We start from the raw sequence: 24,254 nt of genomic DNA, 5'->3' as shown, positions 1-24,254 counted from the left end.
GGAGGACGTTGTCCCAAGGGTTCGGCGGCAGTGGCAAGTCGTTATCGGTCACGGTCGTCCTGTGGTGGTGTTCGCCCAGGTGCGGATGTCGCCGCGGTTGAGGGCCAGGGCGAGGAGGTCGGGGAAGCGGTCGGGGGTGCAGGCGTAGGCGGGGATGCCGAGGGCGTCGAGGGCGGCGGCGTTGTCGTGGTCATAGGCGGGGGCGCCGTCGTCGGAGAGAGCGAGCAGGACGACGATCTGGACGCCGGATTCCTTCAGTGCGTTGACACGGCGCAGCATGTCCTCGCGGATGCCGCCCTCGTAGAGATCGGAGATCAGCACGAACAGCGTTTCCTCGGGCCGGGTCACCAGGGTCTGGCAGTAGGCGAGGGCACGGTTGATATCGGTGCCGCCGCCGAGTTGGGTGCCGAACAGCATGTCGACCGGGTCGGTCAGGTGCTCGGTCAGATCCACCACTTCGGTGTCGAACACCACCAGCGAGGTGCGCAGCGAGCGCATGGAGGCCAGTACGGCGCCGAATACGGACGCGTACACCACGCTCGAGGCCATGGAGCCGGATTGGTCGATGGCCAGCACCACATCGCGGCGCACCGCCTTGGCGCGGCGACCGTAGCCGACCAGCCGTTCGGGGACGACGGTGCGCTGCTCGGGCAGATAGTGCGCCAGATTCTTGCGAATGGTGCGATCCCAGTCGATATCGCGAGGACGCGGCCTGCTCACCCGCGCCGCGCGGTCGAGCGCGCCACTCACCGCGGCCACGGTGCGCGCGGCCATCCTCCGCTCGATATCGCGCACCACCTGCTCCACCACCGTCCGCGCGGTGGACCTGGTGGTTTCCGGCATCACCCGGTTCAGGCTGAGCAGGGTGCCGACCAGGTGCACATCCGGCTCCACCGCCTCGAGCAACTCCGGTTCCAGTAGCAACTGCGTGAGATCCAGCCGTTCGATGGCATCGCGCTGCATCACCTCCACCACCGACGACGGGAAATAGGTGCGGATATCGCCGAGCCAGCGCGCTACCCGCGGCGCCGACCCCTGCAGGCCGGCCGAGCGCGGCCCCGAACCGGCGGGCGGATCGCTGTCGTAGAGCGTGGACAGCGCGCCGTCCATGGCGGCATCGTCGGCCGAGCCGAGGCCACCGAGTTCGGGTTCGGCCGCGGCGCCGAGCACCAGACGCCAACGGCGCGCCGAGGATTCGCTGTCGACAGCCTCGGTAGCGGCGCGATCGGGCGTGTCGTTCATGGTCGGGCTCCCAGGATCTCGGCGACCACGCGCATCGCGCGTGCGCCCCGGTCGAGGTCCAGTGGCCGCACGCTCGCAGCACCGGCGGTGGCGGGGACTCCGTCGCGGACCGCGGCGCCGATGGCACGGCGTTCGCCCGTTTCGAAGGCGCCGAAGGTCCGGCGCAGCAGCGGCAGGGTCTGAACGAACTGGTCATCGTCGAGCGTGCGCAGCCAATCGTCGACCAGCCGCAGCAATGCGCGGTCGTGCACCAGCAGCAGTCCGCGTCCGCCGAGGAACCCGTCGATCCACTCCGCCTTGGCGGCGGCGGAGCTGCCGATGGACAACGCCGCGGCGAGTCTGCGCGCGGATTCGGCCCGGTCGATCCGGTCGGCGTCGCACAGCAGCCGCACCGTACGGCCCACGATCGCGCCGTGCACATCATCGCGGTCGGCGATGCGGTGCAGGGTCGCCAGCCATGCCTCGCGGGCTTCGGTGTCGTCCCGGATGTGGATCGCGGTGTGCCCGGCGTCGATCAGGCCGCGCAGCTCCAGCGCCGCATCGGTGTCCAGGCCGGTGACCGCACCGGGAAGGCCGGCACAGATGCGGATGAGCATGCCGTCGGCGACGTGGGTGAGCGCGGCGGTATCGGTGCCGCGCACGTCGCCGTAGCGCAGGGTGCGCACCAGCCCGGGTAGTGCGGCCAGCAGATGGGTGACGTCGTGGTCGAGCGCGGCCACCGATTCCAGCCTGCCGATGAGTTCGCCGACGGCGCCGCCCAGATCGGCGAGCAAGGCAAGGCCGAGCGCGTCGGTGAGGTCGCCGACGGTACGGTCTGCGCGGGCCGCGGTGTCGAGCAGCTTGGTTTCGGCGGCGGAGGCGACGGTGGTGCCCCAGCGTGACGCCTCGATCACCGCCACCGCGAATTCCGGTTCCCACTGCAGGGTCCAGGTTTCGCGGAAGGTGCCGGTGGCGCGTACCTCGCTGTCGGTGGGCGTGCCCCATTCGACGTCCAGGATCCGCAGCTGGTGCAGTAGCCGGGATTTGCGGCGGTCGCGTTCCTTGCGCAGATCCAATTCCATCAGGGTGGGCTCGGGCTGCTGTTTCAGCCGCAGGGTGCGGGCCCTGGCACGCAGGTCGGCGTCCAGGGGCACCGTCGGCGTCGTCGCCGGGACCGCCCCGATGGCCTCGCCGACCACCAATTCGGCGCCGACCAACCGGAGCATGCTCTCATCGCCGTCGCACAGTACCGCTCTGGTGGCCTCGGTGACCTCCGACAACCCGGCCAGCGGCCGATCACGCAGCGCCGCCAGCGTTTCCGCCAGCCGCACGGCCTCGATGATGTGCGCGCTCGACACCGGAAGATCATGCCTGCGGAGCGCGCCAGCGACCTTGGTCAGCCAGCGGACGATGGGCTGCTCGGTGTGGGTGAACAGGTGGTGGTACCAGCCGGGGGAGGTGACACCGGCACCGTATCCGGAGGCCGAGGAGAGCCGCGAATGCGTCCACGGCACCCAGGTCAGCCGGGCCTTCACTTTCGGCAGCCCCTTTAACAGCCGTGCGTCGGCGGCAGCGGGGCCGAGCGGTTCGACGAGCGCCGGCGCATGCCAGGCCCCGCAGACGATCGCGACGCGCTGCGCTCCGTCCTTCAGCGCCTTCCGGATCGTCTGCCGCATGTAGGCCTCACGCCGCAGTGTGTGTCGGTCGATCCGATCAGCCGGTGATATCGGCGGATGGAGCCGCTCGCCGTCGGCTTGGGCGCCGCTGTCGTGCGATCCGGTGGGGCGGCTCCGGCCGCGCCGTGGGCGGCTGTCGGCGCTCGCTGGTTCCGGCGGCGCCGACGGTGAATGCGTCGTGGAGTCGCCGGTCGGCTCAACGCCGGCGATGCTGTCGCGCAGGGCGCGCATCGCCTCGGTCAGGGCGTCGAAGGTGTCGATGTCGGTGGTCGATTCGACGATCGCGTCCCACCAGCGTTCGGCGTCGTCGTAGCCGGCGGCGGAGGCGAGTTCGGCGAGCGGGTCGACGCGGTCGCCGGGTTCGGCGTCCAGCGCGAGCACAGTGGTGGCCGGCAGATCGCAGAAGCGCACGGGCACATCGTGTTCTGCCGCGTAACGCAGTGCCTGCCACTCCGGCGAGAACTGCGCGAACGGCCAGAACGCGGCGCGGGTCGGCGCGTCGGGGACGTAGGCGAGCATGGCGACCGGCGGCACCAGGCCCGGGTCGGCGACGAATGCGGTGAGCGGATCGGCGTCGGCCGGTCCTTCGATCAAGATCGTGTCAGGACGATAGTGATCAAGGGCGAGCCGCAGCGACCTGGCCGAACCCGGCCCGTGATGACGGATCCCGAACACCCGGGTCCGAGGCTCGGCGGCGCCAGGACCGCCGGCGGGTTCGCTCATCCGCCGGCCTCTCGGCAGGCGCGATAGAAATCGGACCACTCCGGGCGCTCGCGGACCACGGCCTCCAGGTATTCGGTCCACACCACCGCATCGGCCACCGGATCCTTGATCACCGAACCGAGCACCGCGCCCGCCACATCGCTCGCGCGCAGCACGCCGTCACCGAAATGCGCCGACAGCGCGAGACCATTGGTGATCACCGAGATGGCCTCGGCGGTCGACAGGGTGCCCGAGGGCGATTTCAGCTTCGTACGTCCGTCGGCGGTGACGCCGTCGCGCAGCTCACGGAAGATCCGCACCACCCGGCGCACCTCCTCGGCGGCCGCGGGCACCTCGGGCAACTCGAGCGTCGAACCCAGCTGCGCGACCCGGCGGGTGACGATGGCGACCTCGTCTTCCTCGCTCGCGGGCAGCGGCAGCACCACCGTGTTGAAGCGACGCCGCAAGGCCGAGGACAGCTCGTTGACGCCGCGGTCGCGGTCGTTGGCGGTGGCGATGACATTGAACCCCTTGGCGGCCTGCACCTCCGCGCCCAGTTCCGGAATCGGCAGCGTCTTCTCCGACAGCACCGTGATCAGCGCGTCCTGCACATCCGAGGGGATGCGGGTGAGTTCCTCGATCCGGGCGATGGCTCCGGTGCGCATGGCGGTGAGCACCGGTGACGGCACCAGCGCACCGTCGCTCGGCCCTTCCGCGAGCAGCCGTGCGTAGTTCCAGCCGTAGCGAATCGATTCCTCACCGGTACCGGAGGTGCCCTGCACCAGCAGCGTGGAGGCGCCGCTGATGGCCGCGGAAAGGTGTTCCGACACCCAGGTTTTGGCGGTGCCGGGCACGCCGAGCAGAAGCAGCGCCCGATCGGTGGCCAGGGTGGCCACGGCGACTTCCATCAGCCGGCGTGGCCCCACATACTTCGGGCTGATCACCGTGCCGTCGCCGAGGGTGCCGCCGAGCAGGTAGGTGACAACGGCCCATGGCGACAGCCGCCACGACGGTGGCCGCGGTCGGTCGTCCACGGCGGCGAGGGCCCGCAGTTCGTCGGCGAAGGCCTGTTCGGCGTGCGGACGCAGCAGATGGGATTCGGTGGCGGTCACTGCAACTCCTCGAGCATCGTCGATCGGGTGGTGATGTCGTCGGCGAGCCGGTCGAAGGCCCGCGCCCAGGCCGGATCGCCGCAGCGGCGGGCCAGGTTCGTCGCCAGAGCTGCCGACGTCGGCGGCAGGTGCACCGACGCGGCGGTCAGCAATGACCGGTGCGCGGTCGGGGTGGTGCCGTGCGCTCCTGGACGACGTTCGGCCGCTCGCGCGCGTTCCTGGAGCAACAGCAGCACATGCCGGGCCACCGGCTCCGGCCACGGATGGCCGACGGCGGGCAGCAGCGCCTCGATCTCCGACAGCCAGGCACCGTCGAGCCGCAGCACATGCTGGCTCCGATCGGCCGGTGGGAGCAGGCCGAACAGTTCCCGGCGACGCAACATGGCCAGGTCCGAGGGGACTCCGGCGTCGAACAGCGCTCGCGCCCATCGCGGATCGCGTTCGGCGAGGGTGGCGTCGACCCAGCCATCGAACATCGGTTGCCGGAACCGGTCGTCGATGGCGGCGCCGGTGGCGCGCTGCGGGGAATGCAGCACCGCCTCCCAATGCGCCAGCGGTGTCGCGGCCACCAGATGACGCAACCGCCCGGCGGTGACATCGGGTGCGCCGGCCCAGCGATACCCGTATTCCCCGGTGCGGTCGGTGATGCCGTCACGCACGGCAGCGGTATCGAGCTCGTCCGGTATGTCGATGTTCACCTGGGCGTGCAGTGCCTTCCGGCCGATACGCACCCAGGCCGCGGCGCGTTCGGTCATGCGCTGGGAGAAAGCCGAATCCGGCAGCAGCCGCAGCAGCCCGGCCGCGGTCCGGCGCACATCGCCGCGCCGATCGTCGAGCGCGGACTCGAGCAGCGGCTCGTCGGCCGCGCTGATCCGGTGCTCCAGGACGGCGAGCAGCTCGGCCTTCAGCGGCCCCGACTCCGACTCCCATGCCGTGTGCAGCACCGTCCGCGCGGCGGCCGGGTCGCGTTGCCGCAGCGCGGCCAGCCACTCGGCCCGCTCGGCCGGTTGCCCGAGACGCCAGGCCGCATCGGATCCGGTGGGCTCGACCGCCGCCGCACCGTGGCGGATCAAGGTGTGCCAGGCCGGATTGCGCTCGGCCAGCCACCGGCCCCGCGTTCCCGCCAGCCGTAGCAACGGTTCTCGCACATCGGCGTGCCCAGCGGCGTATTCGAGCAGTTGCGCGCACAGCACGTCGGGAGCGCGGTAGTCCAATGGCGCGGCGGCACTCAGCCATTCGGGCAGGAAGCGCGAGCGGTCGCGCAACAGCTGCGTCAACCGCTCGGCGGCGGCGCGGGGCACCTGCCCGCGCGGATCGTCCTCGGCCGGTTCCGGTAGGTCGGCGCGGCCCGGGAGGATGCCACCGCGAGCGAAGGCGGCATCCAGGGCGGCGGATTCGAGCAGAAGCAGAGCGGGATCGGTGTCCAACTGCCGCACCTCGGCGGCGACGGGGGGAGGCAGCGCTGCGGTCGGTGGCGGTCGGCGCGCGGTGCCGAGCAGTGCCGCCGAGGCCAATTCGGCCGAGGCGACCGCCCCGCGCCCGCCGGGCCCGCTCACCACGGTGCCGATGTCGATCACCGCACCCGAGGCCAGCACCGACAGGGGCAGCAGGCCACTGTCGGTCCATTCGGCCGTCACGGTCACCGGATGGCCGCCGGAGACGCCGAGCAGGTCCCACTGCGGGTCGAGGGTCGCCAGCGGGAGTGCGGCGCCGCTGGTTTCGGCCAGCTGCCAGCCCTCCTCGCCCGGCACCGGCACGACGTCGGCGAGCAGCATCGGCCAGGAGCCGAGCCATGGATCGGCAGCGAGTGCCTCGGTATAGCGGTTCAGGGCCGCCTCGAGACCGGACATCGGTTCTCGCGGCACCGTGGTGAACGGTTCGGCGCCACCGTGCGCTGCGCCCCATAGCGCCCGCAACGGCGCCGCCGCCGGGTAGAAGTGCAGATCGGCCTCGGCCATCATGCCGAGCGCCGGTGCTTCGACCGCGAAGCCGGGCGAACCGAAATTGTGGTCGATCAGCAGTGCCCAGCGGCCGCTGCGCCGCCCGAACAGCCAGGTGCGCCGGGTGTAGAGCCGGTCGTCCTCGGTGACGCGGACGCCGAGCGTCATCCATTGGTCGCGGACGGCGGGTTCGGCCCGTACCGAATCCGCCCTGGTGGGGTAGCCGATACGGGTGCGGACGCTGGCGGCCAGCGGCGGCGCGAGCTCGTCGAGCCTGCGGTGCGCGGTGACGAGCAGATGCAGCCGGGCATACCGGTCGAGCACCACCTGCGGCCAGTCGGAGCGGGTGATCACGGCCGCGGGCACCTGCCGCAGGATCGCCGCCACTCCGGGCGCCTGCGCGTCCACCATGCGCGCCGCCATCGCTTCGAACGCGCCGAACGACCGATCCGACTGCGCCAGCCCGGTGCGCACCTGGTCGGCCAGCCAGATATCGAGTTCGGCCAATCCCGCGCTCACCCGCACCCGGCGTTGCGCCGTGGCCGGGTTCTGGCGCGCAGTCACCGGCTCTGCCTCACGTGCTCCATACTTCCCCCGCTCCTCGAGCCCCCTGCATTCGGTCCCCGGATTTCTACCGCATCGCACCGACAAGTTCCCTCGCCACCCGGATCTACCTGGGAAATCCGCTGTGCCGTCGAATTTTTCGGCGACGGTCGGCCGAGCGTGCGCTTGCGCACACGGGTGAGCTCTGGCATTCTGACCTGTTCGGCTCGCCCGAGCCACCCTGCACAGGGTGACACACCAACGAGCTGCCCGTCGGGGCTGGCGAGGGGTGGACATCGGAGCGCAGCCCCGCGTTTCGATGGCCAATTCCATCCCCGCGGGCAGTTTCTCGTCTGTGCCTGCGCCCGGCTATCGGGTAGCGTTTCGGACAGCTTTCGTACAGTGCGACCGCGCGCGGGGTGGAGGGTGCGCCGCGGTTCGGTGGTGCAGGGGGTGGTGTATGCGCACGAATTCCGAGACCGGCCCGGGGAGTCGGCACGCGCCCCGCTTGGCCGAGCTGGTCACCCGGCGGCTCGAATCCGATCCCGCGGTCACCGCGGATATCGCGCACACCGTGCTGGCGGCTCTCGGCGATCTCGAATCGAGCGAACCGGCAGCAGAATTCGGGGCCGCGGGTATTTTCCTGCGGGCGATCCGAGTGCGCGGGTTCCGTGGAATCGGTGCCGAGGCCACTCTCGAGCTGGCGCCCGGCCCCGGTCTGACCTTGGTGGTCGGCCGCAACGGCAGCGGTAAATCCAGTTTCGCCGAGGCCGCGGAACTGGCGCTGACCGGCGGCAACCGGCGTTGGGACGGCCGGTCGGCGGCCTGGCGCGAGGGCTGGCGCAATCTGCACGAACCCGAAACCGCGCGTATCGAACTGGAATTACTCGCCGGCGGCGAGCAGCCCGCGCTCACCGTCGTCAAGGAATGGGCACCAGGTGCCGCGCTGACGGAAGCGCGGTGGACCCAGCGCACGGCCGCGGGCCCGGCGCCGTTCCCCGCGCGCCGCTGGTCGGTGCCGCTCGAGCTGTACCGCCCGTTCCTGTCCTACAGCGAACTCGGTGCCTTGGTCGACGGCAAACCGAGCGAGCTGTTCGACGCGTTGCATCAACTGCTCGGACTCGATGAACTCACCTTCGCGCAGGAGACCATCCGGATGCGGCGGCTCGAGCTCGAACGCGCGGCCCGCGACTCCCGCCAGGAACGGCTCGAACTGCTCGCCGATCTGGCCGCCGTGGCCGACGACCGCGCCATCCGGATGACCGAACTGCTGCGCCCGCCCGCGCCGGACCTGGCCGCGGTGGAAGCCGAGCTGTTCGGCACCGGCTCGGGCGGCGAACCCGAGGGCCTGCGCGCCATCGTGCGCCTGCGGTTGCCGTCGGAGGCCGAGGTCGCCGAGGTCGCCGCCCGGCTGGCCGCCTGCGGCACCGCGCTCGACCGCGATTCCACCGCCGACGCCGAGGCCGATCTGCGCATCCTCGACCTGCTCACCCGCGCCCGTGAGCACGCCGCCCGCACCGGGCCGTGCCCGTGTCCGGTGTGCGGACAGGGCAGTCTCGACCAGCAGTGGTCCCGGGCCGCCGAGGCCTCCATCGCCCAATTGAGCGAGCGGGTGGCCGCGCTGGCCGGCGCTCGTAGCGAGCTGAGCGATGCGTTGCGGGCGGCGCGCTCGCTACCGGAACAGATTCCGGCGGAGCTGGCCTTCGATCCGCGCAACCCACCAACGGTCGACACCGCGGCGGCCCGGCGGGCCTGGTCGGAATGGGCGGCGCTCACCAACGCCGAGTACACCCCGGAGCTGCCCGGGCGGCTGCTGGCCGCGCACGCGCGGCTGGTCGACGAGCTCGACTTCTTGCAGCAGGGCACCCGCAAGGAACTCGACCGGCTCGACGAGGTCTGGGCGCCGCTGACGCCGCGTATCGCCGCGTGGCTCGACGGGGCCTGCGCGGTGGCCGCGCATGCCGACGAGCTGCGCACGGTGCGCAAGGCCGAGGAGTGGCTCAAGGCGGCCACCGCCGGCCTGCGTGGGGAACGGATGGCGCCACTAGAGACGACAGCGCGCTGGGTATGGCACAGCCTGCGTCAGCAGAGCAACGTCGAACTGGGCGGCATCCGGCTGCAAGGCAATGTGAACACCGCGCGGCGGGTTCTGCTCGACGTCACCGTCGACGAGGTGGACGGCGCCGCACTCGGGGTGATGAGCCAGGGCGAGCTGCACGCCCTCGGGCTCTCGCTGTTCCTGCCCCGCGCGACCGTGGAGGACAGCCCGTTCCGATTCGTCATGATCGACGATCCGGTGCAGGCGATGGACCCGGCCAAGGTCGACGGGCTGGCCAGGGTACTGGCGACGGTGGCCTGGACCCGGCAGGTGGTGGTGTTCACCCATGACGAGCGGCTGGCCGAGGCGGTGCGCCGGATGCAGATCGACGCCAGGGTGCTCGAGGTGCAGCGGCGCGAGCGTTCCCGGGTGGAGGTGCGGGTGTCCGGCGATCCGGTGCTGCGCTACCTCGACGACGCCCGCGCGCTCACCCGCACCCCCCAGCTGCCACCCGCGATCGCCGACGAACTCGTCGCCACCTGCTGCCGTTCGGCGCTGGAAGCGGCGAGCCTGGCCAGGGCGCGGCGCACGCTGCTCGCCGACGGCGTCGACCATCGTGAGGTGCAGCGCCTGATCGATACCGCACAATCCACCAGAGCCATGGTGGCGCTCGCGGTCCTCGGGCCGTCCGGCCGGATCGAAGATCTGGGCAAACACCTTGCTCGCGAAGGCAAATGGGCTGTCGGTGCGCTCCGTGACGCCACCGCGGGCGCGCATGTGCCGATCGGGCGCAGCATGCAGGAGTTGATCGCCGATACCGAAAAGCTCGTCGAATGGCTGGCGCGATGAGTGAGGAAGCCGGCCCTGCCCGGCGCCGACGACGTCGGGGCGCGCGTGGCAGCGGCGGACGATCTCGCGGGCCGCGGCAGCGGCCGCGCCCGAACGGCCCGCCTCGCGACGAAACGCACATCGGCGTGGACCGTCCGAGCGTCGCCGAGCGGCTGGCCGCCGTCGACGGGCTGCTCGACGGCAGCGTCACCGACGCGGGCGGTCTGTGGTCGCGGGCGACGGCGTGGATTCTGCGGATCGCGCTGGAGCAGGTCGTCGACGAGCTGTGGATCCGGGTGGCGCCGGAGCTGATGCGCTGCCCCATGCGCGCCCAATTGCTGGCCCTGCGCACCTTCGCCGGACCGTTCACCGCCGCGCGGATCGCGACTTTGTGGTCGGCGCTGTCGCATGCGGCCCACCATCACGACTACGAGCTGGCGCCTGCCGTCATCGAGCTGCGGCGCTGGCGGGAGGAAACCGCGCGCATCGCCGACGAGCTCGCCACGATCGGATGAGCACCGGCCTGCCCGGCTCCCGGTTGGTCCGGACGGCGGCGGGTGAGCATGATCGGTGTCATGGATCAGACGCAGCCATGTCCGTGCCGGCGCGGCGAACCGTTCGGCAGCTGCTGCGGGCCGCTCTTGGCGGGCGAGCGCGATGCGCCGACCGCCGAGGCACTGATGCGCTCGCGCTACACCGCCTTCGCTGTCGGTGACGTCGGCTATCTGCGCCGGTCCTGGCATCGGCGCAGCCGCCCGGCGACCCTCGAACTCGATCCGGACCAGCGCTGGCTGTTCCTCGAGATCCAGCGGACCGAACGCGGCGGGCCCTTCGACGACACCGGCACGGTCGAGTTCACCGCGCACTACCGCGACGGCGCAGGCCGCGGCGCCCTGCACGAGGTCAGCCGCTTCGTGCGAGAGGACGGACGCTGGGTCTACCTCGACGGCGACGTCAGCGCCTGATCCGCGTGCGCGCCGCTCCCGGTAGGGTTCGCCGCATGCCCCGTGTCGCGATCGAGTACTGCACCCAGTGCCGCTGGCTGCTACGCGCGAGCTGGATGGCGCAGGAACTGCTGAGTACCTTCGCCACCGAACTCGGCGAGGTCGCCCTGGTGCCGGGGACGGGCGGCGTCTTCCGGATCACCGTCGACGGCGAGCAGATCTGGGAACGCAAGGCCGACGGCGGTTTCCCCGAGATCGCGGTGCTCAAGCAGCGGGTGCGCGACCGGGTGGCCCCTGACCGCGACCTCGGCCACGTCGACCGCAGGGACTGAACGGGCGCGGCCTCAGCCGCAGCAGCCGCCTCCACAGCACCCACCGGAGGGGCGCGGCGCGGCGGCGGGCGCCGGTGCGGCGGCTCGGCCGACGGTTGCGAAGGTGGTGAGTAGTTTGACGGTGTCGTCGTGCCCGTTCGGGCAGGGAGCCGGCGCGGACGCCTCGGCCATCGGACGGTTCACCTCGAACGTGTCACCGCAGCTGCGACACCGAAAGTTGTAACTCGGCATCGGCCAAGTGTAGCGAGCAGGTGACCCAGCAGACATTCGCCGCGGAATTGCCCGCTGAGCTGGGCCGCCGACGCGCCCGGGCGCGACGCGCCGTCAGATGGTTCGCTTCGGTCACCACGGGTGTCATGAACACCGTCGTACCCTCGATAGACAGAGGTATGAGGAGGGTCCGCGATGAGCACTGAGTTGATTCGAGCGACGGCCACGCAGGACGAGTCCGGACCGGTGGCCGAGACCGACTACGGCCGGGTGCGCGGTGTGCGCGACGGCGGGGTGCTCGTCTGGCGCGGTGTCCCCTACGCCGCCGCACCGGCAGGCCCGCACCGGTTCTCCCTGCCCCGTCCACCGCAGACCTGGGACGGCATCCGCGACACCATCGAGTCCGGTCAGATCGCGCCGCAGAACATGGACAACACCGTTCCCATCGACAAGGGCCTGCGGATGGGGGAGGACTGTCTGTGGCTCAATGTCTTCGCTCCGGCGGGCACTGATGGCGGCCCGCACCCGGTCATGGTGTGGTTGCACGGTGGCGCGTACTGCCTTGGTACCGCGGCGCAGGGCATCTACGACGGCCGCAGGCTGGTCGAGACCGGCGATGTCGTGGTGGTGACGGTGAACTACCGCATCGGGGCGCTCGGCTTCCTCGATCTGTCCTCGCTGTCGCCGGATTTCGTGTCCAATCTCGGCCTGCACGATCAGCTGTTCGCGCTGGAGTGGGTGCAGCGCAATATCGCCGCGTTCGGCGGCGACCCGGACAATGTCACCCTGTTCGGTGAATCCTCGGGCGGCGGCTGCGTGACCGCGCTGCTCACCGCGCCGCGCGCGGCCGGCCTGTTCCATCGCGCGATCGCGCAGAGTCCGCCCGCGACAACGGTTTTCGGGCGCGAACGCGCGGCCGGAGTTGCCGACAGGTTCCTGGAGCTGATCGATCTGCCCCGCGAGCGCTCGGGCGAACTGCTCGAGTGCCCGATCGACCGGATCATCGATGCGGCCGCGATCCTGATCGATGAAGTACCGATCCAGGCCCCCGGCACCTTGGCCGCGGCCCCGGTGGTCGACGGCGACCTGCTGCCCGGCTATCCCACCGACCGTTTCCGTGACGGGCTCTCGCATCGGGTGCCGCTGATCATCGGCACCAACAAAGACGAGGCGTCGCTGTTCCGGCTGTTCCGCTCACCGATCATGCCGGTCACCCCGGAAGCGGTGAACGCCATGCTCAATGGTGTGCAGGAAAGCCATCCGGGAATGTCGCACGAACGCATCGCCGAGATCACCTCCGCCTACCCCGATCTGGCCAAGCCGCGCGGTGCGCTGGCCATGTCCACCGATGCCGCGTTCCGGATGCCCGCGCACTGGGTGGCCGATACCCATTCCCGGCATTCGCGCACCTGGATGTACCGGTTCGACCACGCAACCCCGATGTTGCGGGCGGCGCGGGTCGGGGCCGGGCACGCCACCGAATTGCCCTATGTCTTCGGCAATTTCGGCACCTTCAACCACGATCCGACGTTCTGGCTCGGCGGCCGCAAGGTGGCCACCGAGGTCTCCGGACGGATGATGCGGCGCTGGTTGGCCTTCGCCCACCACGGTGTGCCTGCCGCGCTCGACGGGTCCAAACATTGGCCGCCCTATCACGAGCAGACCCGCACCACCCTGCTCATCGACGCCGTCGACCGGGTGGTCGACGACCCCGACCACGACCTGCACACCGCCTGGGGCGAGCAAGCGGTCGGCTTCGCCTGAGCGGCGCCCGGGCGGGCGGGCCATCCCCACCCCGGCCCGCCCGGGACACCGCTGCTCAGACGCCGGAGTGTTGCGGGCTGCGCGCCCGTGGACCGAGGTTCACCGGCATCTGCTCGTATCCGTGCAGCGTGAACAGCTGCCTGCGGCGCGGCGGGCCTTCCAGCCGGAGCTCGGGGAAACGCTCGAACAGCGCGCGCAGCGCATAGCCGGCTTCCATGCGGGCCAGGCTCGCGCCCAGGCAGACGTGGATGCCGCTGCTGAAGGTGAGATGGTCCTTCGCGTTGGCCCGGGTGATATCGAAGCGTGCCGGATCATCGAAGACGGCCGGGTCGCGGTTCGCACCCGCCAGTGACAGCACGATCGTGGCGCCGGCTCGCAGCGGCACGCCCTCGAACTCGAGATCCGCGAGGGCGGTGCGCGCGGTGGTCTGCACGGGAGGATCGAAGCGCAACACTTCCTCCACCGCGTTCGGCCACAGCTCGGGTTCCTCGCGGAGCCGGGCGAGTTGGCCCGGGTGGGCGAGCAGCTGAATGACGCCGTTGCCGATCAGGTTGACCGTGGTCTCGAAACCCGCGCCCATCAGCAGGCTCGCGGTCGCGATCAGTTCCTCGGTGTTCAGTTCACCGGCGGTGACCAGGGAGCTGAGGATGTCGTCACCGGGGTGTCGGCGCAGGCGCTCGATGTGCTCGATCAGGTAGTGGTTCATGAAGTGGGTCGCGTCCATGGCGCGCTGGTGTGCCCGCCAGGAGATCCCCAGGTCCAGCAGTGGCGTCATTCGATCGCCCCACTTCAGGAACATCTCGCGATCGGCGTCCGGGAAGCCGAGCATTTCGGAGATGATCGCGATCGGCACCTGCGCGGCATAAGCCTGCACCAGATCGGCCGATCCGTGCGCGGGCAGCGCGTCGAGCAATTCGGTGGTGACGCTCTCGACCCGGTCGCGTAGCTTGCCGATGGCCCGCGGGGTGAAGGCCGACGACACCGGTTTGCGCATCCTGGTGTGCTCGGGCGGGTCGATCACCAGCATCGACGGCGGCTCCACCGGATTGGGCGGTACCGGGAAATGCTTGGCCAACCGCTGTAGGGGGCCGGGCACGAAGCTCTCGGGTGCGCGTGCACCGAACCGGTTGTCTCGCAGGATCGCTCGGCTCAGCCCGTGATCGAAGGTGACCCAGGACAGCGCCGCGCGCTGCAACCCGCCCGCACCGCGTAGCTGTTCGATCAGCGGATAGGGATCGTCTACCCCGACGGGCCCGCCCATCAACTGGGCGAACGCATCGCCGCGCCGCGCTTGCGTCCGCAGGACAGCACGGGGCGCACCGTGCACCGACAACCACCGGAACAAATACTGCGGCTTCATCTCTCACCCGACCCCATCGTCTGATGTGTGCGATATCACCACGGTACGGAACCGGCGCAGCGGCGGGAACGTCCCAGAGTCGGAGTATCGACCTATACCACGGTAGGAGCCCGGACCGGCCTCATCCGCGCAGCGCGGTGACCCGTTCGGTCTCCACACGCCGCTCCCGCAGCGCTGGATCCGGGTTGACGACCTGGACCAGCGAGGCCCCCGCGGCGAGCACCGCGACGAAACCGTCGATGAGCTCGGCAGGGGTCTCCCACGGGGTGCTCGACAGCACCCGGTCGCCCTCGGAGAAGCCTTGCCGCAGCGCCGAAGTGCGCGCCTCGGCGAGAACCTCCGACACCGACATCCCGTCCAGCGCCACACCGATGCCGCCGGGCAGGAACTGGTCGCCGTGTACCCGGACCGAGGTGGCGAAATCGGTGACGCCGATCGGCAGATCACGCACCGGCGCACCCATCGGATCCAGCGACAGCACCGCGACCTCGCCGGCACCGTCGGTGTCGTCGAGCCGCTCGACGGTGGACAGGGCGAGGTCGGCGTCGGGATCGGCGTGCAGTACCACCTCGGTGCCCGCCCACCAGCAGCCGAGCAGCACCGCCGCGGTCTGCCAGTGCGCGGGCAGCAGCACCGCCACCCGCGCGCCGGGGGTGAGCCCGAATTCATCGCGCACGAGATTGGCGGTTTTGGCCGCCCAGTTCGCCAGCGTGAGCCCGGACAGTTCGATTCTGGCCCCGGTGGCATCGTCGTAGTAGGTGACGCGCGGACCCGCGGGTTCGCGCGCGAGGATCGGGTCGAGCACCGCCTCGGTGAGGGTCAGTGCTTGCTCGAGATCACGCATCGGCTGGTTCACGCTCACTGGCTGTTGGCTGCGCGGTGGCTAATTCACGCATGTCGGTCCGTTCTTGCCTGCATCGATCGGCGGAGCGGGCGGTACGGGGGTGGCGGAGGTCGACGGAGTGTCGAAGTCGAACATGCCGCCCGCCTGCGACCCGGGTCCAGAATAGTCGCTCGCCAGCACCACGCTCACCGTATCCGGCGCAACCGTCTCGTCGGCGAGCACCGTCAGCCCGCCCAGCGCCTCGGCCACCGCCTTGGCCTTCGGGTCCGAGGTCGAGGACGCGAGCACCCGGCTGCTCGTGACCGGATCGCCGGAGTAATTGTCCACCTCGCCCTGCTGGAAGCCCTTGGCGCTCAAGGCCTGTGCGACGGCACCGGCCAGTCCGCCGACCAGGCTCGCGTTGAACACGTTGACCGTGACCGATGACGGCGCGACCGCGGGCTCGGCGGGTTCGTCGCTGTCCTCGCCGACCAGCGAGGCCACATACGATTTCACCGCCTTCGGCTCCACCCGCACCACCGATTCGCCCTCGGGGGTGGTGCCGTTGAGATCGGCCACCGGGATGGTCTCGAAGGTGACCTTGCCGCCGGTCAGGTCCTGGAGTTGTTGCAGGAATGCCAGCACATCCCAGTCCTCGTCGAGCACGATGGTGCGCCCGACCGCCTCGCTCAACTCGCTGAGCCTGCTCGGATTGCTCAGGGTGTCCTTGCTGAGCACCTGCTGCACCAGCTGGGCCATGAACACCTGCTGACGCACGATGCGGTCCAGGTCGCCGCGCGGCAGATCGTGGCGCTGGCGTACGAAACTCAGCGCGCGCGGGCCGTCGAGCCGCTGTCTGCCCGCCGGGAACGAGGCGCCGGACATCCATTCGTCGACCGGATTGTTCAGGCAGACGTCCACCCCGCCCACGGCGTCGGTGAGCAGCACGAACCCGAGCAGGCTGACCTCGGCGTAGTGGTCGACGGTGATGCCGGTCAGCCCGGCGACGGTCTTGACAAGGGCCTGGCGGCCCGCCTGGGTGGACTTGCGTTCGGCCTCGTCCTCGGCGACGCCCTCGTCCAGCAGCTCCTGCTGTTGCTCCTGCTTGGTGATGCCGTAGGCGGAGTTGATCTTGCCCTTGCCGAGGCCGGGGATGTCGACGTAGGAGTCGCGGGGGATGGAGATGGCGGTCGCGGAGCTGCCGTCGTTGGGGACCCGGACCAGCACGATGGTGTCGGTATTGGTGCCGATCTCATCGCCGGCGTGCAGCATCGCGCGTTCGGCGTCGGTCAGCGGGTTGCCGTGCGCGTCGGTACGCGAATCGACGCCGACCAGCAGGATGTCGACCGCGCCGTCGCGCCCGCCGCCGAGGCCCAGATCGGAGATGCGTTCGATATTGGAGATGAGGCTGTCCACGCTGCGCCAGGCCAGGCCGGTGACCACCAGCACCAGCACAGCGATCACGGCCACCAGCGCACGCATGGGGCCGAACGAACCCGGTTCCCATTCCGTGCGGGACATCGGTGCGCCACCCCCACTTGCCGTCCTGCGCTGCGCCACCTGCAGTCCTCTCCACCCCGTCGGGTCCGCTCGTCGGACCCGGCGATCGATTCCAGTCCTTTCGACTCAGCGTCGCTCATGACACCCAGCCCCATCACGAGGCTAACCAACGGCAACGGCGGTGGAGCCGAACCGCTGGTGCGACGGCGTGCCAGACTGACCGCATGAGCGCCGCTACACCTCCGGAAACACCCGCCGACCCCGACCTGGCCGAGCGGGTGGTCGTCACCGGTGCGGGCGGACTGCTCGGGCACGAGTTGCGCCGGTTCGCGCCCGCCGCGCGCGCCTTCGGTCACCGCGAACTCGATATCACCGACGCCGACGCGGTGCGCGCGATCGTCGGTCCAGGCGCGGTGATCATCAACTGCGCCGCCTTCACCAACGTCGACGCCGCCGAATCCGAGCGGGCCGCCGCGTTCGCGGCCAACGAGACGGGCCCCGCGGTACTGGCGGCGGTCTGTGCCGAGGCAGGGGCGCGGCTGATCCATATCTCCACCGACTACGTCTTCGACGGCACCGCGACCCGGCCCTACGAGACGTCCGACCCCACTGCGCCCCTGTCGGTCTACGGACAGTCGAAACTGGCCGGCGAACACGCGGTATTGAACTCGGCCGCGCAGGCCCACGTGGTCCGCACCTCTTGGGTCTTCCGCGCGGCGGGCGGCGACTTCGTCGCGACGATGCTGAAGCTCGAACGCGAACGCGACAGCATCGACGTAGTGGACGACCAACTCAGCTGCCCCACCTACGGCGGCGATCTGGCGCTCGGCCTGCTGGAACTGGCCCGCACTCCACAGGCCCCCCGGCTGTTGCACGCCACCAACTCCGGCACCGCGAGCCGATTCGATCTGGCGCAGGCGGTATTCGCCGGAGTCGGCGCGGATCCGCAGCGAGTACGGCCGTGTGATTCCTCGAAGTTCCCCAGACCCGCTCGGCGCCCGGCGTATTCGGTGCTGTCCGGTACTTCGTGGGCCGACGCCGGGCTGACGCCGCTGCGGGATTGGCGCTCGGCGCTCGAGGACGCGTTGCAGCGCCGCTCCGGTTAGGCTGGACCGCTGTGAGCCCCTCCGATTCCACGGGTCAGCCGAGCCTGGCCGTCGTCACGGTCACCTACTCGCCCGGCGAGCACCTCGAGCACTTCATCAGCACGCTGGCCACCGCCACCGCGGAGAAGCCGCAGGTGATCCTGGCCGACAACGGGTCGGTCGACGGTGTGCCGGAAATGGTGGCCGAGGCCAACTCGCATGTGCGGCTGCTACGCACCGGAGGCAATATCGGCTACGGTGGCGCCATCAACCGGGCCGTGGCCGAACTGGACCCGTCGATCGAATTCATCGTCATCTCCAACCCGGACATCCGCTGGGGCAACGACGCCATCGACGAGCTGCTGGCCGCGGCGCAGCGCTGGCCCCGCGCCGGTGCGCTCGGTCCGATGGTGCGCGAACCGGACGGCAGCATCTACCCGTCGGCGCGTTCGGTACCCGGCCTGCTCGACGGTGCCGGTCACGCCATCCTCGGCTCCATCTGGAAGTCGAACCCTTGGACCGTGCGCTACCGCCAGGAGAACGAGCAGATCTCCGAACGCACGGTGGGGTGGCTGTCGGGGTCGTGCCTGTTGGTGCGCCGGGCGGCGTTCGACGCCATCGACGGCTTCGACTCGCGCTACTTCATGTACATGGAAGACGTCGACTTCGGCGACCGGATGGGCCGCGCGGGCTGGCACAACGTCTTCGTGCCGAGCGCCGAGGTCACCCATGCCAAGGGCCACGCCGCGGGCAGGCATCCCGAGCTGATGCTGCCCGCCCACCACGCCAGTGCCTACCGCTTCCAGGCGGACCGGCATCCGCACTGGTGGCAGGCCCCGTTGCGGCTGGCGCTGCGGGTCGGACTTGCGGTTCGCTCCCGGATTGCGGTTCGATCTGCGCTGCGCGCGAAGGCGCGTGACGAAGCTTCGTGAGTGCACCGCTCGCGGACGATCCACTGTGAACAGAGGACCCTCGATGTCAGGACATTCAGGCACCGACGCCGTGATTCTGGTCGGCGGTCAGGGGACGCGGCTGCGTCCGCTGACCCTGTCGGCGCCCAAGCCGATGCTGCCCACCGCCGGTCTGCCGTTCCTGACCCACCTGCTGGCCCGGATCGCCGAAGCGGGCATCACCCACGTCGTGCTCGGCACCTCGTTCAAGGCCGAGGTGTTCGAGGAACACTTCGGTGACGGCGCCGACCTCGGCCTCGAGATCGAGTACGTCACCGAGACCGAACCGCTGGGCACCGGCGGCGGCATCCGCAACGTGCTGCCCAAACTGCGCGCGGACAACGTCATGGTGTTCAACGGTGACGTGCTCGGCGGCACCGATCTCGGCGCCATCCTCGACACCCATGAATCCACCAAGGCCGACGTCACGCTGCATCTGGTGCGGGTGAGTGATCCGCGGGCCTTCGGCTGCGTGCCGACCGACGAGAACGGCCGGGTCACCGCGTTCCTGGAGAAGACCCAGGACCCGCCGACCGATCAGATCAATGCCGGTTGCTACGTGTTCCGGCGCGAGTACATCGAGAAGATCCCGTCCGGGCGTCCGGTGTCGGTGGAGCGCGAGGTGTTCCCTGCGCTGCTCACCGAGGGTGCCAGGGTGCAGGGCCACGTCGACACCTCGTACTGGCGGGACATGGGCACCCCGGAAGATTTCGTGCGCGGTTCGGCGGATCTGGTGCGCGGAATCGCGCCCTCGCCCGCGCTGCCCGGTCAGCGTGGTGAGTCGCTGGTGCACCAGGGTGCCGGGGTGGCGCCGGGTGCGCTGCTGATCGGTGGCACCGTGGTGGGCCGCGGCGCCGAGGTCGGTGCCGGCGCCCGCCTCGACGGTGCGGTGCTGTTCGACGGTGCCCGGGTGGAGGCCGGGGCGACGGTGGAGCGTTCGATCATCGGCTTCGGCGCCCGGATCGGCCCGCGGGCGCTGGTCCGTGACGCCGTCATCGGTGACGGCGCCAGTGTCGGCGCCCGCTGTGAGCTGTTGCGCGGCGCGCGGGTCTGGCCCGGGGTCGAGATCCCCGACGGCGGTATCCGCTTCTCCACCGACGTCTGACTCAGGACGCCCACTTCTCCGGGTGCAGGAAATGCTGGGTGATGGCGTTGGCGTGGCCGTGCCCGAAGCCGTGCTCGGTCTTCAGCCAGTCGACCAGTTCCTTGTGCGAGGCACGGCCCGATTCGGCCATCGCGGTCTTCCACTCGTCGATGCCGCGGCCGTAGGTGGCCTCGATGGAGGGGAAGTAGGACGCGGGGCCGTGCGGCTTGGTCATCGGATCTCCTGATCGTTCGCGCTGTGTGGTGCTACCCGTACAGACGGATCCGGCTGCGCGGAAATCATCGCAGCCCCAACGTGTTGCCGGTCACACCGCGCCCGGATCGAAAAACGCCGGCCCGCTGTCTGTGGTCCGTGCTCGTATCGGGATGGGAACCGGCGCGCGTCCGGCGATCCACGGCACAATCGGGGCATGGCTGATGTCGTGGTGGTGGGGTCGGGACCGAACGGGCTGGCGGCGGCGGTGGTGCTGGCGCGGGCCGGGCTGTCGGTCGAGGTGTACGAGGCGCAGGACACCGCGGGCGGGGGTTGCCGGACCGCCGAGGTGACGCTGCCCGGCTTCCACCACGACACCTGCGCCGGCGCGCATCCGATGGCCCTGGCCTCACCGTTCTTCCGGGCTTTCGATCTCGCCGAGCACGGTGTGGAGCTGCTGACGCCGGAGGCGTCCTATGCCCATCCCCTCGACGGCGGCCGGGCAGGCGTCGCCTGGCGCGATCTCGAGCGCACCGCCGACGGGCTGGGCGCGGACGGCCGGGCCTGGCGTTCGCTGTTCGAGCCGCTGGTGCGGGACTGGCCGCGGGTGGTGGATCTGGCCATGTCGGATATGCGGCATGTGCCCGCGCTGTCGCCGACCGCCGTGCGGTTCGGGCTGCGCATGCTCGAACAGGGCTCGCCGCTGTGGAATGTCCGGTTCCGCGAGCAGGAGGCCCCGGCGTTGCTGTCGGGAGTGGCCACCCATGCCATTACCGAACCGCGCGCGCTGCCCGCCGTCGGGGCGGGGCTGCTGCTCGGCACGCTGGCCCACGCCGGCGGCTGGGTGATCCCGCGCGGCGGCAGTCAGGCCATCGTCGACGCGCTGATCAGCGAGCTCGAGCGGCTGGGGGGACGGGTGATCACCGGACATCGCGTCGATTCGCTGGCGGAGTTCGACAGCGCCCGCGCGATCGTCCTCGATACCGCGCCCACCGAACTGCTGCGCTTGGGCGGCGAGCGGCTGCCGGACCGCTACCGTCGCAAACTCGGCCGATTCCGCTACGGCGGCGCGGCATGCAAGATCGATTTCGCGCTGTCGGGGCCGGTGCCCTGGCAGGCCGAGGGCTGCGCGTCGGCGGGAACGCTGCATCTGATCGGCACCCGAGACGAGGCCATGGCGGCCGAACGGGCCGTCGCCGCCGGACGGCACGCCGAGCGGCCCTACGTGCTGTCCATCCAGCCCGGTGTGGTCGATCCCGGCCGGGCGCCCGAGGGCAAACACACCTTCTACACCTACGCGCATGTTCCGAACGGCTCCGACCGCGACATCAGCGACGCCGTGATCGCGCAGATCGAACGGTTCGCTCCCGGCTTCCGCGATCTGATCCTCGCAACCAATGTGCGCACCGCCGCGCAGATGCCCGCCCACAACGCCAACTACGTCGGCGGCGACATCTCCGCCGGCGCGATGAACCTGCGCCAGACGGCCTTCCGCCCACTGGCGCGCTGGAACCCGTACGCCACCCCGCTGCCCGGCGTGTACCTGTGCTCGTCATCGACCCCGCCCGGGCCGGGTGTGCACGGCATGTCCGGCCTGCACGCCGCCCAGCACGTGTTGCGTTCGCGCTTCGGTGTGCGCAGTGATCCGCTGGACCTGCTGCGGGCAGGCAGGGCCTGACATCGGTATCCGACGAGAACGGCCGTGATCATGGCGGAGGTCACGTCGTGTAGGGCCGAACGCCCCTACGACGACCGATCCCGCACGTCATAGATTCGCAGGTGTGAGAACAACACTGCTGGCAGTCGTCGCCGTCGCCGCGGTCACGGGCACCGGGGCTGTCGTCGGCGTCGCACCCACCGCCACCGCCCAGCCCGCGCCCGCGATCGAATTGTTCACCGCCGACGGCCGGACTCCGCTGGCCGATACCCCTGTCCACGTCGGCGACACCATCGTCGTCAAGGGCCGCGGCTTCGACCCCGAGGCCAACACCTCCGGTCTTCCGGTACCGGTCCCGCCCGGTGTACCGCATGGCACCTTCGTCACCTTCGGCGCGTTCGCCCCGCAGTGGCGGCCGTCCGAAGGCGCCCCGACCAGCGCCCGCGCCGCGCAACGGTCGGCCGTGCAGTGGGTGCTGTCGAGATCCGCGCTGGATCGGGTGCCGAGCGCACCGTTCGATTTCCAGCGCACCATCCGCCACCAGTGGGTCGAACTCGAACCGGATGGCGAGTTCACCGCCGCCCTGCAGGTGCGGCTGCCCGAACAGATCCCGACCGGTGCGCGCTTCGGCGTCTACACCTACGGCGCGGCCGAGGCGATCAACCCGGCCCAGGAGCTGGCCGCACCGGTGGTGTTCGATCCGGCGCCCGGCCCGAACGCGCCCGCACCGCCCCCGCAGGACCTGCGCTGGGCGCTCGCCCCGAATTTCGAATCCACCGTCACCGACACCCTCCAGGGCGCCCTGGCCGGGTCCGGCGGCGCCGGCGTCCACGACGACGGCAGCATCGGATTCACCTTCGACTCCGCCGAGCTCGACGCGGCCGGTTACGGCACGCTGCGCTACCGCGGCACCGTCGTCGCCGCGACCCGCTTCCACCTCGGCGAGATCGCCATCGCGAACCCGTGGATCGAATTCACCCCCGAGGGCACCTGGCTCACCGCCGAGACCTCGACCTCCGACACCGTCGGCGCGGATTCACTGGCCCGCACCCGGCTGGCCCGCCTGGAGACCGGCCCGGCACCGGGCGCCACGCAGTGGACCGCGGTGCCCGCTCGTTTCGAGCCGACGCTGCGGCCCGCCTCGCTACTGCCGTATGCGAACACCCAGGCCGCGCCGGTCAGCTTCCACATCGGCTGAGCGCGACCGACAGCGCCCCCGCACCGCGGGTGCGGGGCGGGGGCGCTCGGGTCCGGGGATGGTCAGGCCGGCTGCGTCCGGTACAGGTCGGGCTCCAGATAGATCACCCGCGCGGCAGGCACGGCGGCCCGCACACGCGCCTCCGCGTCGTCGATCGCGGACGCGATGGCGGCGATGTCCAGACCGGGCGTGATGGCGACCTTCGCGGCCACCAGCAGCTCCTCCGGGCCCATGTACTGGGTCTTGCAGTGGATGATGCGGTCGATGCGCTCCCCGTCGACGAGGTTGGCGCGGATGGCCCGGTCTTCCTCGGGCGTGGCGCCCTCACCGATGAGCAGGCTCTGCATCTCGATGATCAGCACGATCGCGATCACCCCGAGCAGGCCACCGATGGCCAGGGTGCCGATGCCGTCGAAGATCGCGTTGTCGGTGATCATGGTCAGGCCGACACCGGCGAGGGCGAAGATCAGGCCGATCAGCGCGCCGGTGTCCTCCAGCAGCACCACCGGCAGCTCCGGGCTGCGCGAATTGCGGATGAACCGCCACCAGCTCGCCCGGCCCTTGAGCGGGCGCGATTCGCGCACGGCGGTGGTGAAACTGTAGGTCTCCAGGCCGATCGCGATCACCAGGATGACGACCGCGACCAGCGGCGAACTCAGCTCCTCCGGATGCTGGATCTTGTGGATCCCCTCGTAGATCGCATACACCGAGCCAAGGGTGAACAGCACCAGCGCGACGACGAACGAATAGAAGTAGCGGTTGCGGCCGTAGCCGAACTGATGCAGCTCGTCGGCCTCTTTCTCGGCGCGACGCTGACCGAGCAGCAGCAGGCCCTGGTTGGAAGTATCGGCAACCGAGTGCACGCCCTCGGCGAGCATGGACGCCGATCCGGTGATCGCCGCACCGACGAACTTGGCCACAGCGATACCCGCGTTCGCCAGCAACGCGGCGACAATCGCCTTCTTCCCACCACTAGCCGACATCCGGCCGCCCTCCTGTTCGATGTGCCGCACCGTCGCCGTGGTGCGCAGTCGGAGTCCGATCGGTCCTTGCCGGACCGGACCGGGCCGCGAA

At 70.5% G+C, this 24,254-nt stretch carries 20 protein-coding genes; 10 read left to right on the top strand and 10 right to left on the bottom strand.

Annotation, left to right across the window (positions count from 1 at the left end; translation table 11 throughout):
• Positions 1-48: 48 nt before the first annotated feature.
• From AC4HOU_RS17075 to AC4HOU_RS17060, 4 genes are read right to left on the bottom strand one after another with little or no spacing between them, the layout of a single operon-like run.
• A complete protein-coding gene (locus tag AC4HOU_RS17075) occupies positions 49-1,242 on the bottom strand; it encodes a VWA domain-containing protein (protein WP_194989942.1) in 1,194 nt (397 codons plus the stop codon).
• Positions 1,239-3,620 carry a DUF5682 family protein gene (locus AC4HOU_RS17070; RefSeq protein WP_194989943.1) on the bottom strand — a complete coding sequence of 794 codons (2,382 nt, stop codon included), beginning with the start codon at positions 3,618-3,620 and terminating at the stop codon, positions 1,239-1,241. Before AC4HOU_RS17070 ends, AC4HOU_RS17075 begins: the two co-directional genes overlap by 4 nt.
• Positions 3,617-4,711 carry an ATP-binding protein gene (locus AC4HOU_RS17065; protein ID WP_163809403.1) on the bottom strand — a complete coding sequence of 365 codons (1,095 nt, stop codon included), beginning with the start codon at positions 4,709-4,711 and terminating at the stop codon, positions 3,617-3,619. Before AC4HOU_RS17065 ends, AC4HOU_RS17070 begins: the two co-directional genes overlap by 4 nt.
• Positions 4,708-7,215, bottom strand: coding sequence for a DUF5691 domain-containing protein (locus tag AC4HOU_RS17060; protein ID WP_195019916.1), 2,508 nt, complete (start codon positions 7,213-7,215; stop codon positions 4,708-4,710). The genes AC4HOU_RS17065 and AC4HOU_RS17060 overlap by 4 nt, the downstream gene beginning before the upstream one ends.
• Positions 7,216-7,654: 439 nt before the next feature.
• On the opposite strand from AC4HOU_RS17060, the gene AC4HOU_RS17055 reads away from it, so the two are divergent.
• The 4 genes from AC4HOU_RS17055 to AC4HOU_RS17040 all read left to right on the top strand — a co-directional run bounded on the left by AC4HOU_RS17055 (position 7,655) and on the right by AC4HOU_RS17040 (position 11,336).
• Complete coding sequence (locus AC4HOU_RS17055) at positions 7,655-10,081, top strand: AAA family ATPase (RefSeq protein ID WP_195019915.1); 2,427 nt, start codon at positions 7,655-7,657, stop codon at positions 10,079-10,081.
• A gap of 125 nt (positions 10,082-10,206) precedes the next feature.
• Positions 10,207-10,575, top strand: a complete 369-nt coding sequence (locus tag AC4HOU_RS17050) for a hypothetical protein (RefSeq protein ID WP_163809409.1) — start codon at positions 10,207-10,209, stop codon at positions 10,573-10,575.
• A gap of 60 nt (positions 10,576-10,635) precedes the next feature.
• On the top strand, positions 10,636-11,025 hold the full coding sequence (locus AC4HOU_RS17045) for a YchJ family protein (RefSeq protein ID WP_228815141.1): 390 nt from the start codon (positions 10,636-10,638) through the stop codon (positions 11,023-11,025).
• 35 nt (positions 11,026-11,060) lie between these two features.
• Positions 11,061-11,336, top strand: a complete 276-nt coding sequence (locus AC4HOU_RS17040; RefSeq protein ID WP_194992625.1) for an Rdx family protein — start codon at positions 11,061-11,063, stop codon at positions 11,334-11,336.
• A 12-nt stretch (positions 11,337-11,348) separates the two neighbouring features.
• Here AC4HOU_RS17040 and AC4HOU_RS17035 read toward each other — a convergent pair whose 3' ends face one another.
• The gene (locus AC4HOU_RS17035) at positions 11,349-11,567 is read right to left on the bottom strand and encodes an FmdB family zinc ribbon protein (RefSeq protein ID WP_163809413.1); all 219 of its coding nucleotides are present in this window, start codon (positions 11,565-11,567) and stop codon (positions 11,349-11,351) included.
• Between the two features lie 174 nt (positions 11,568-11,741).
• Between AC4HOU_RS17035 and AC4HOU_RS17030 the strand changes: the two genes are divergently transcribed.
• Positions 11,742-13,310, top strand: a complete 1,569-nt coding sequence (locus tag AC4HOU_RS17030; RefSeq protein ID WP_228815140.1) for a carboxylesterase/lipase family protein — start codon at positions 11,742-11,744, stop codon at positions 13,308-13,310.
• A 55-nt stretch (positions 13,311-13,365) separates the two neighbouring features.
• Here AC4HOU_RS17030 and AC4HOU_RS17025 read toward each other — a convergent pair whose 3' ends face one another.
• The 3 genes from AC4HOU_RS17025 to AC4HOU_RS17015 form a co-directional block, all read right to left on the bottom strand.
• Complete coding sequence (locus tag AC4HOU_RS17025; RefSeq protein ID WP_195019914.1) at positions 13,366-14,670, bottom strand: cytochrome P450; 1,305 nt, start codon at positions 14,668-14,670, stop codon at positions 13,366-13,368.
• A gap of 121 nt (positions 14,671-14,791) precedes the next feature.
• Complete coding sequence (locus AC4HOU_RS17020) at positions 14,792-15,514, bottom strand: TIGR03089 family protein (RefSeq protein ID WP_163809924.1); 723 nt, start codon at positions 15,512-15,514, stop codon at positions 14,792-14,794.
• A gap of 39 nt (positions 15,515-15,553) precedes the next feature.
• Complete coding sequence (locus AC4HOU_RS17015) at positions 15,554-17,014, bottom strand: LCP family protein (protein WP_490724749.1); 1,461 nt, start codon at positions 17,012-17,014, stop codon at positions 15,554-15,556.
• Between the two features lie 203 nt (positions 17,015-17,217).
• On the opposite strand from AC4HOU_RS17015, the gene rfbD reads away from it, so the two are divergent.
• From rfbD to manB, 3 genes are read left to right on the top strand one after another with little or no spacing between them, the layout of a single operon-like run.
• Positions 17,218-18,099, top strand: coding sequence for a dTDP-4-dehydrorhamnose reductase (gene rfbD, locus AC4HOU_RS17010; protein ID WP_163809416.1), 882 nt, complete (start codon positions 17,218-17,220; stop codon positions 18,097-18,099).
• A gap of 11 nt (positions 18,100-18,110) precedes the next feature.
• A complete protein-coding gene (locus tag AC4HOU_RS17005; RefSeq protein WP_138455653.1) occupies positions 18,111-19,010 on the top strand; it encodes a glycosyltransferase family 2 protein in 900 nt (299 codons plus the stop codon).
• Between the two features lie 43 nt (positions 19,011-19,053).
• Positions 19,054-20,133: a mannose-1-phosphate guanylyltransferase gene (gene manB, locus AC4HOU_RS17000; RefSeq protein ID WP_138449425.1), complete on the top strand. Its 1,080-nt coding sequence runs from the start codon at positions 19,054-19,056 to the stop codon at positions 20,131-20,133.
• A gap of 1 nt (position 20,134) precedes the next feature.
• Here the strand turns inward: manB and AC4HOU_RS16995 are convergent, their stop codons facing one another.
• Positions 20,135-20,347: a DUF4287 domain-containing protein gene (locus AC4HOU_RS16995; RefSeq protein ID WP_194989736.1), complete on the bottom strand. Its 213-nt coding sequence runs from the start codon at positions 20,345-20,347 to the stop codon at positions 20,135-20,137.
• A 195-nt stretch (positions 20,348-20,542) separates the two neighbouring features.
• On the opposite strand from AC4HOU_RS16995, the gene AC4HOU_RS16990 reads away from it, so the two are divergent.
• Complete coding sequence (locus AC4HOU_RS16990) at positions 20,543-22,003, top strand: phytoene desaturase family protein (protein WP_163809420.1); 1,461 nt, start codon at positions 20,543-20,545, stop codon at positions 22,001-22,003.
• A gap of 103 nt (positions 22,004-22,106) precedes the next feature.
• Complete coding sequence (locus AC4HOU_RS16985) at positions 22,107-23,180, top strand: HtaA domain-containing protein (RefSeq protein ID WP_195019913.1); 1,074 nt, start codon at positions 22,107-22,109, stop codon at positions 23,178-23,180.
• A gap of 62 nt (positions 23,181-23,242) precedes the next feature.
• On the opposite strand, the gene AC4HOU_RS16980 is transcribed toward AC4HOU_RS16985, so the two are convergent.
• Positions 23,243-24,163 carry a cation diffusion facilitator family transporter gene (locus AC4HOU_RS16980; RefSeq protein WP_163809423.1) on the bottom strand — a complete coding sequence of 307 codons (921 nt, stop codon included), beginning with the start codon at positions 24,161-24,163 and terminating at the stop codon, positions 23,243-23,245.
• Positions 24,164-24,254 lie beyond the last annotated feature (91 nt).

This window comes from Nocardia sp. JCM 38205, from assembly GCF_058222935.1.
This window is presented reverse-complemented; position numbering and strand designations above follow the sequence as displayed.

Coding starts and splice junctions, on each gene's coding strand:
- AC4HOU_RS17075 (WP_194989942.1), bottom strand. CDS start 1,242: ATGAACGACACGCCCGATCGCGCCGCTACCGAGGCTGTCGACAGCGAA.
- AC4HOU_RS17070 (WP_194989943.1), bottom strand. CDS start 3,620: ATGAGCGAACCCGCCGGCGGTCCTGGCGCCGCCGAGCCTCGGACCCGG.
- AC4HOU_RS17055 (WP_195019915.1), top strand. CDS start 7,655: ATGCGCACGAATTCCGAGACCGGCCCGGGGAGTCGGCACGCGCCCCGC.
- AC4HOU_RS17045 (WP_228815141.1), top strand. CDS start 10,636: ATGGATCAGACGCAGCCATGTCCGTGCCGGCGCGGCGAACCGTTCGGC.
- AC4HOU_RS17040 (WP_194992625.1), top strand. CDS start 11,061: ATGCCCCGTGTCGCGATCGAGTACTGCACCCAGTGCCGCTGGCTGCTA.
- AC4HOU_RS17035 (WP_163809413.1), bottom strand. CDS start 11,567: ATGCCGAGTTACAACTTTCGGTGTCGCAGCTGCGGTGACACGTTCGAG.
- AC4HOU_RS17030 (WP_228815140.1), top strand. CDS start 11,742: ATGAGCACTGAGTTGATTCGAGCGACGGCCACGCAGGACGAGTCCGGA.
- AC4HOU_RS17025 (WP_195019914.1), bottom strand. CDS start 14,670: ATGAAGCCGCAGTATTTGTTCCGGTGGTTGTCGGTGCACGGTGCGCCC.
- AC4HOU_RS17020 (WP_163809924.1), bottom strand. CDS start 15,514: ATGCGTGATCTCGAGCAAGCACTGACCCTCACCGAGGCGGTGCTCGAC.
- AC4HOU_RS17015 (WP_490724749.1), bottom strand. CDS start 17,014: ATGTCCCGCACGGAATGGGAACCGGGTTCGTTCGGCCCCATGCGTGCG.
- rfbD (WP_163809416.1), top strand. CDS start 17,218: ATGAGCGCCGCTACACCTCCGGAAACACCCGCCGACCCCGACCTGGCC.
- manB (WP_138449425.1), top strand. CDS start 19,054: ATGTCAGGACATTCAGGCACCGACGCCGTGATTCTGGTCGGCGGTCAG.
- AC4HOU_RS16995 (WP_194989736.1), bottom strand. CDS start 20,347: ATGACCAAGCCGCACGGCCCCGCGTCCTACTTCCCCTCCATCGAGGCC.
- AC4HOU_RS16990 (WP_163809420.1), top strand. CDS start 20,543: ATGGCTGATGTCGTGGTGGTGGGGTCGGGACCGAACGGGCTGGCGGCG.
- AC4HOU_RS16980 (WP_163809423.1), bottom strand. CDS start 24,163: ATGTCGGCTAGTGGTGGGAAGAAGGCGATTGTCGCCGCGTTGCTGGCG.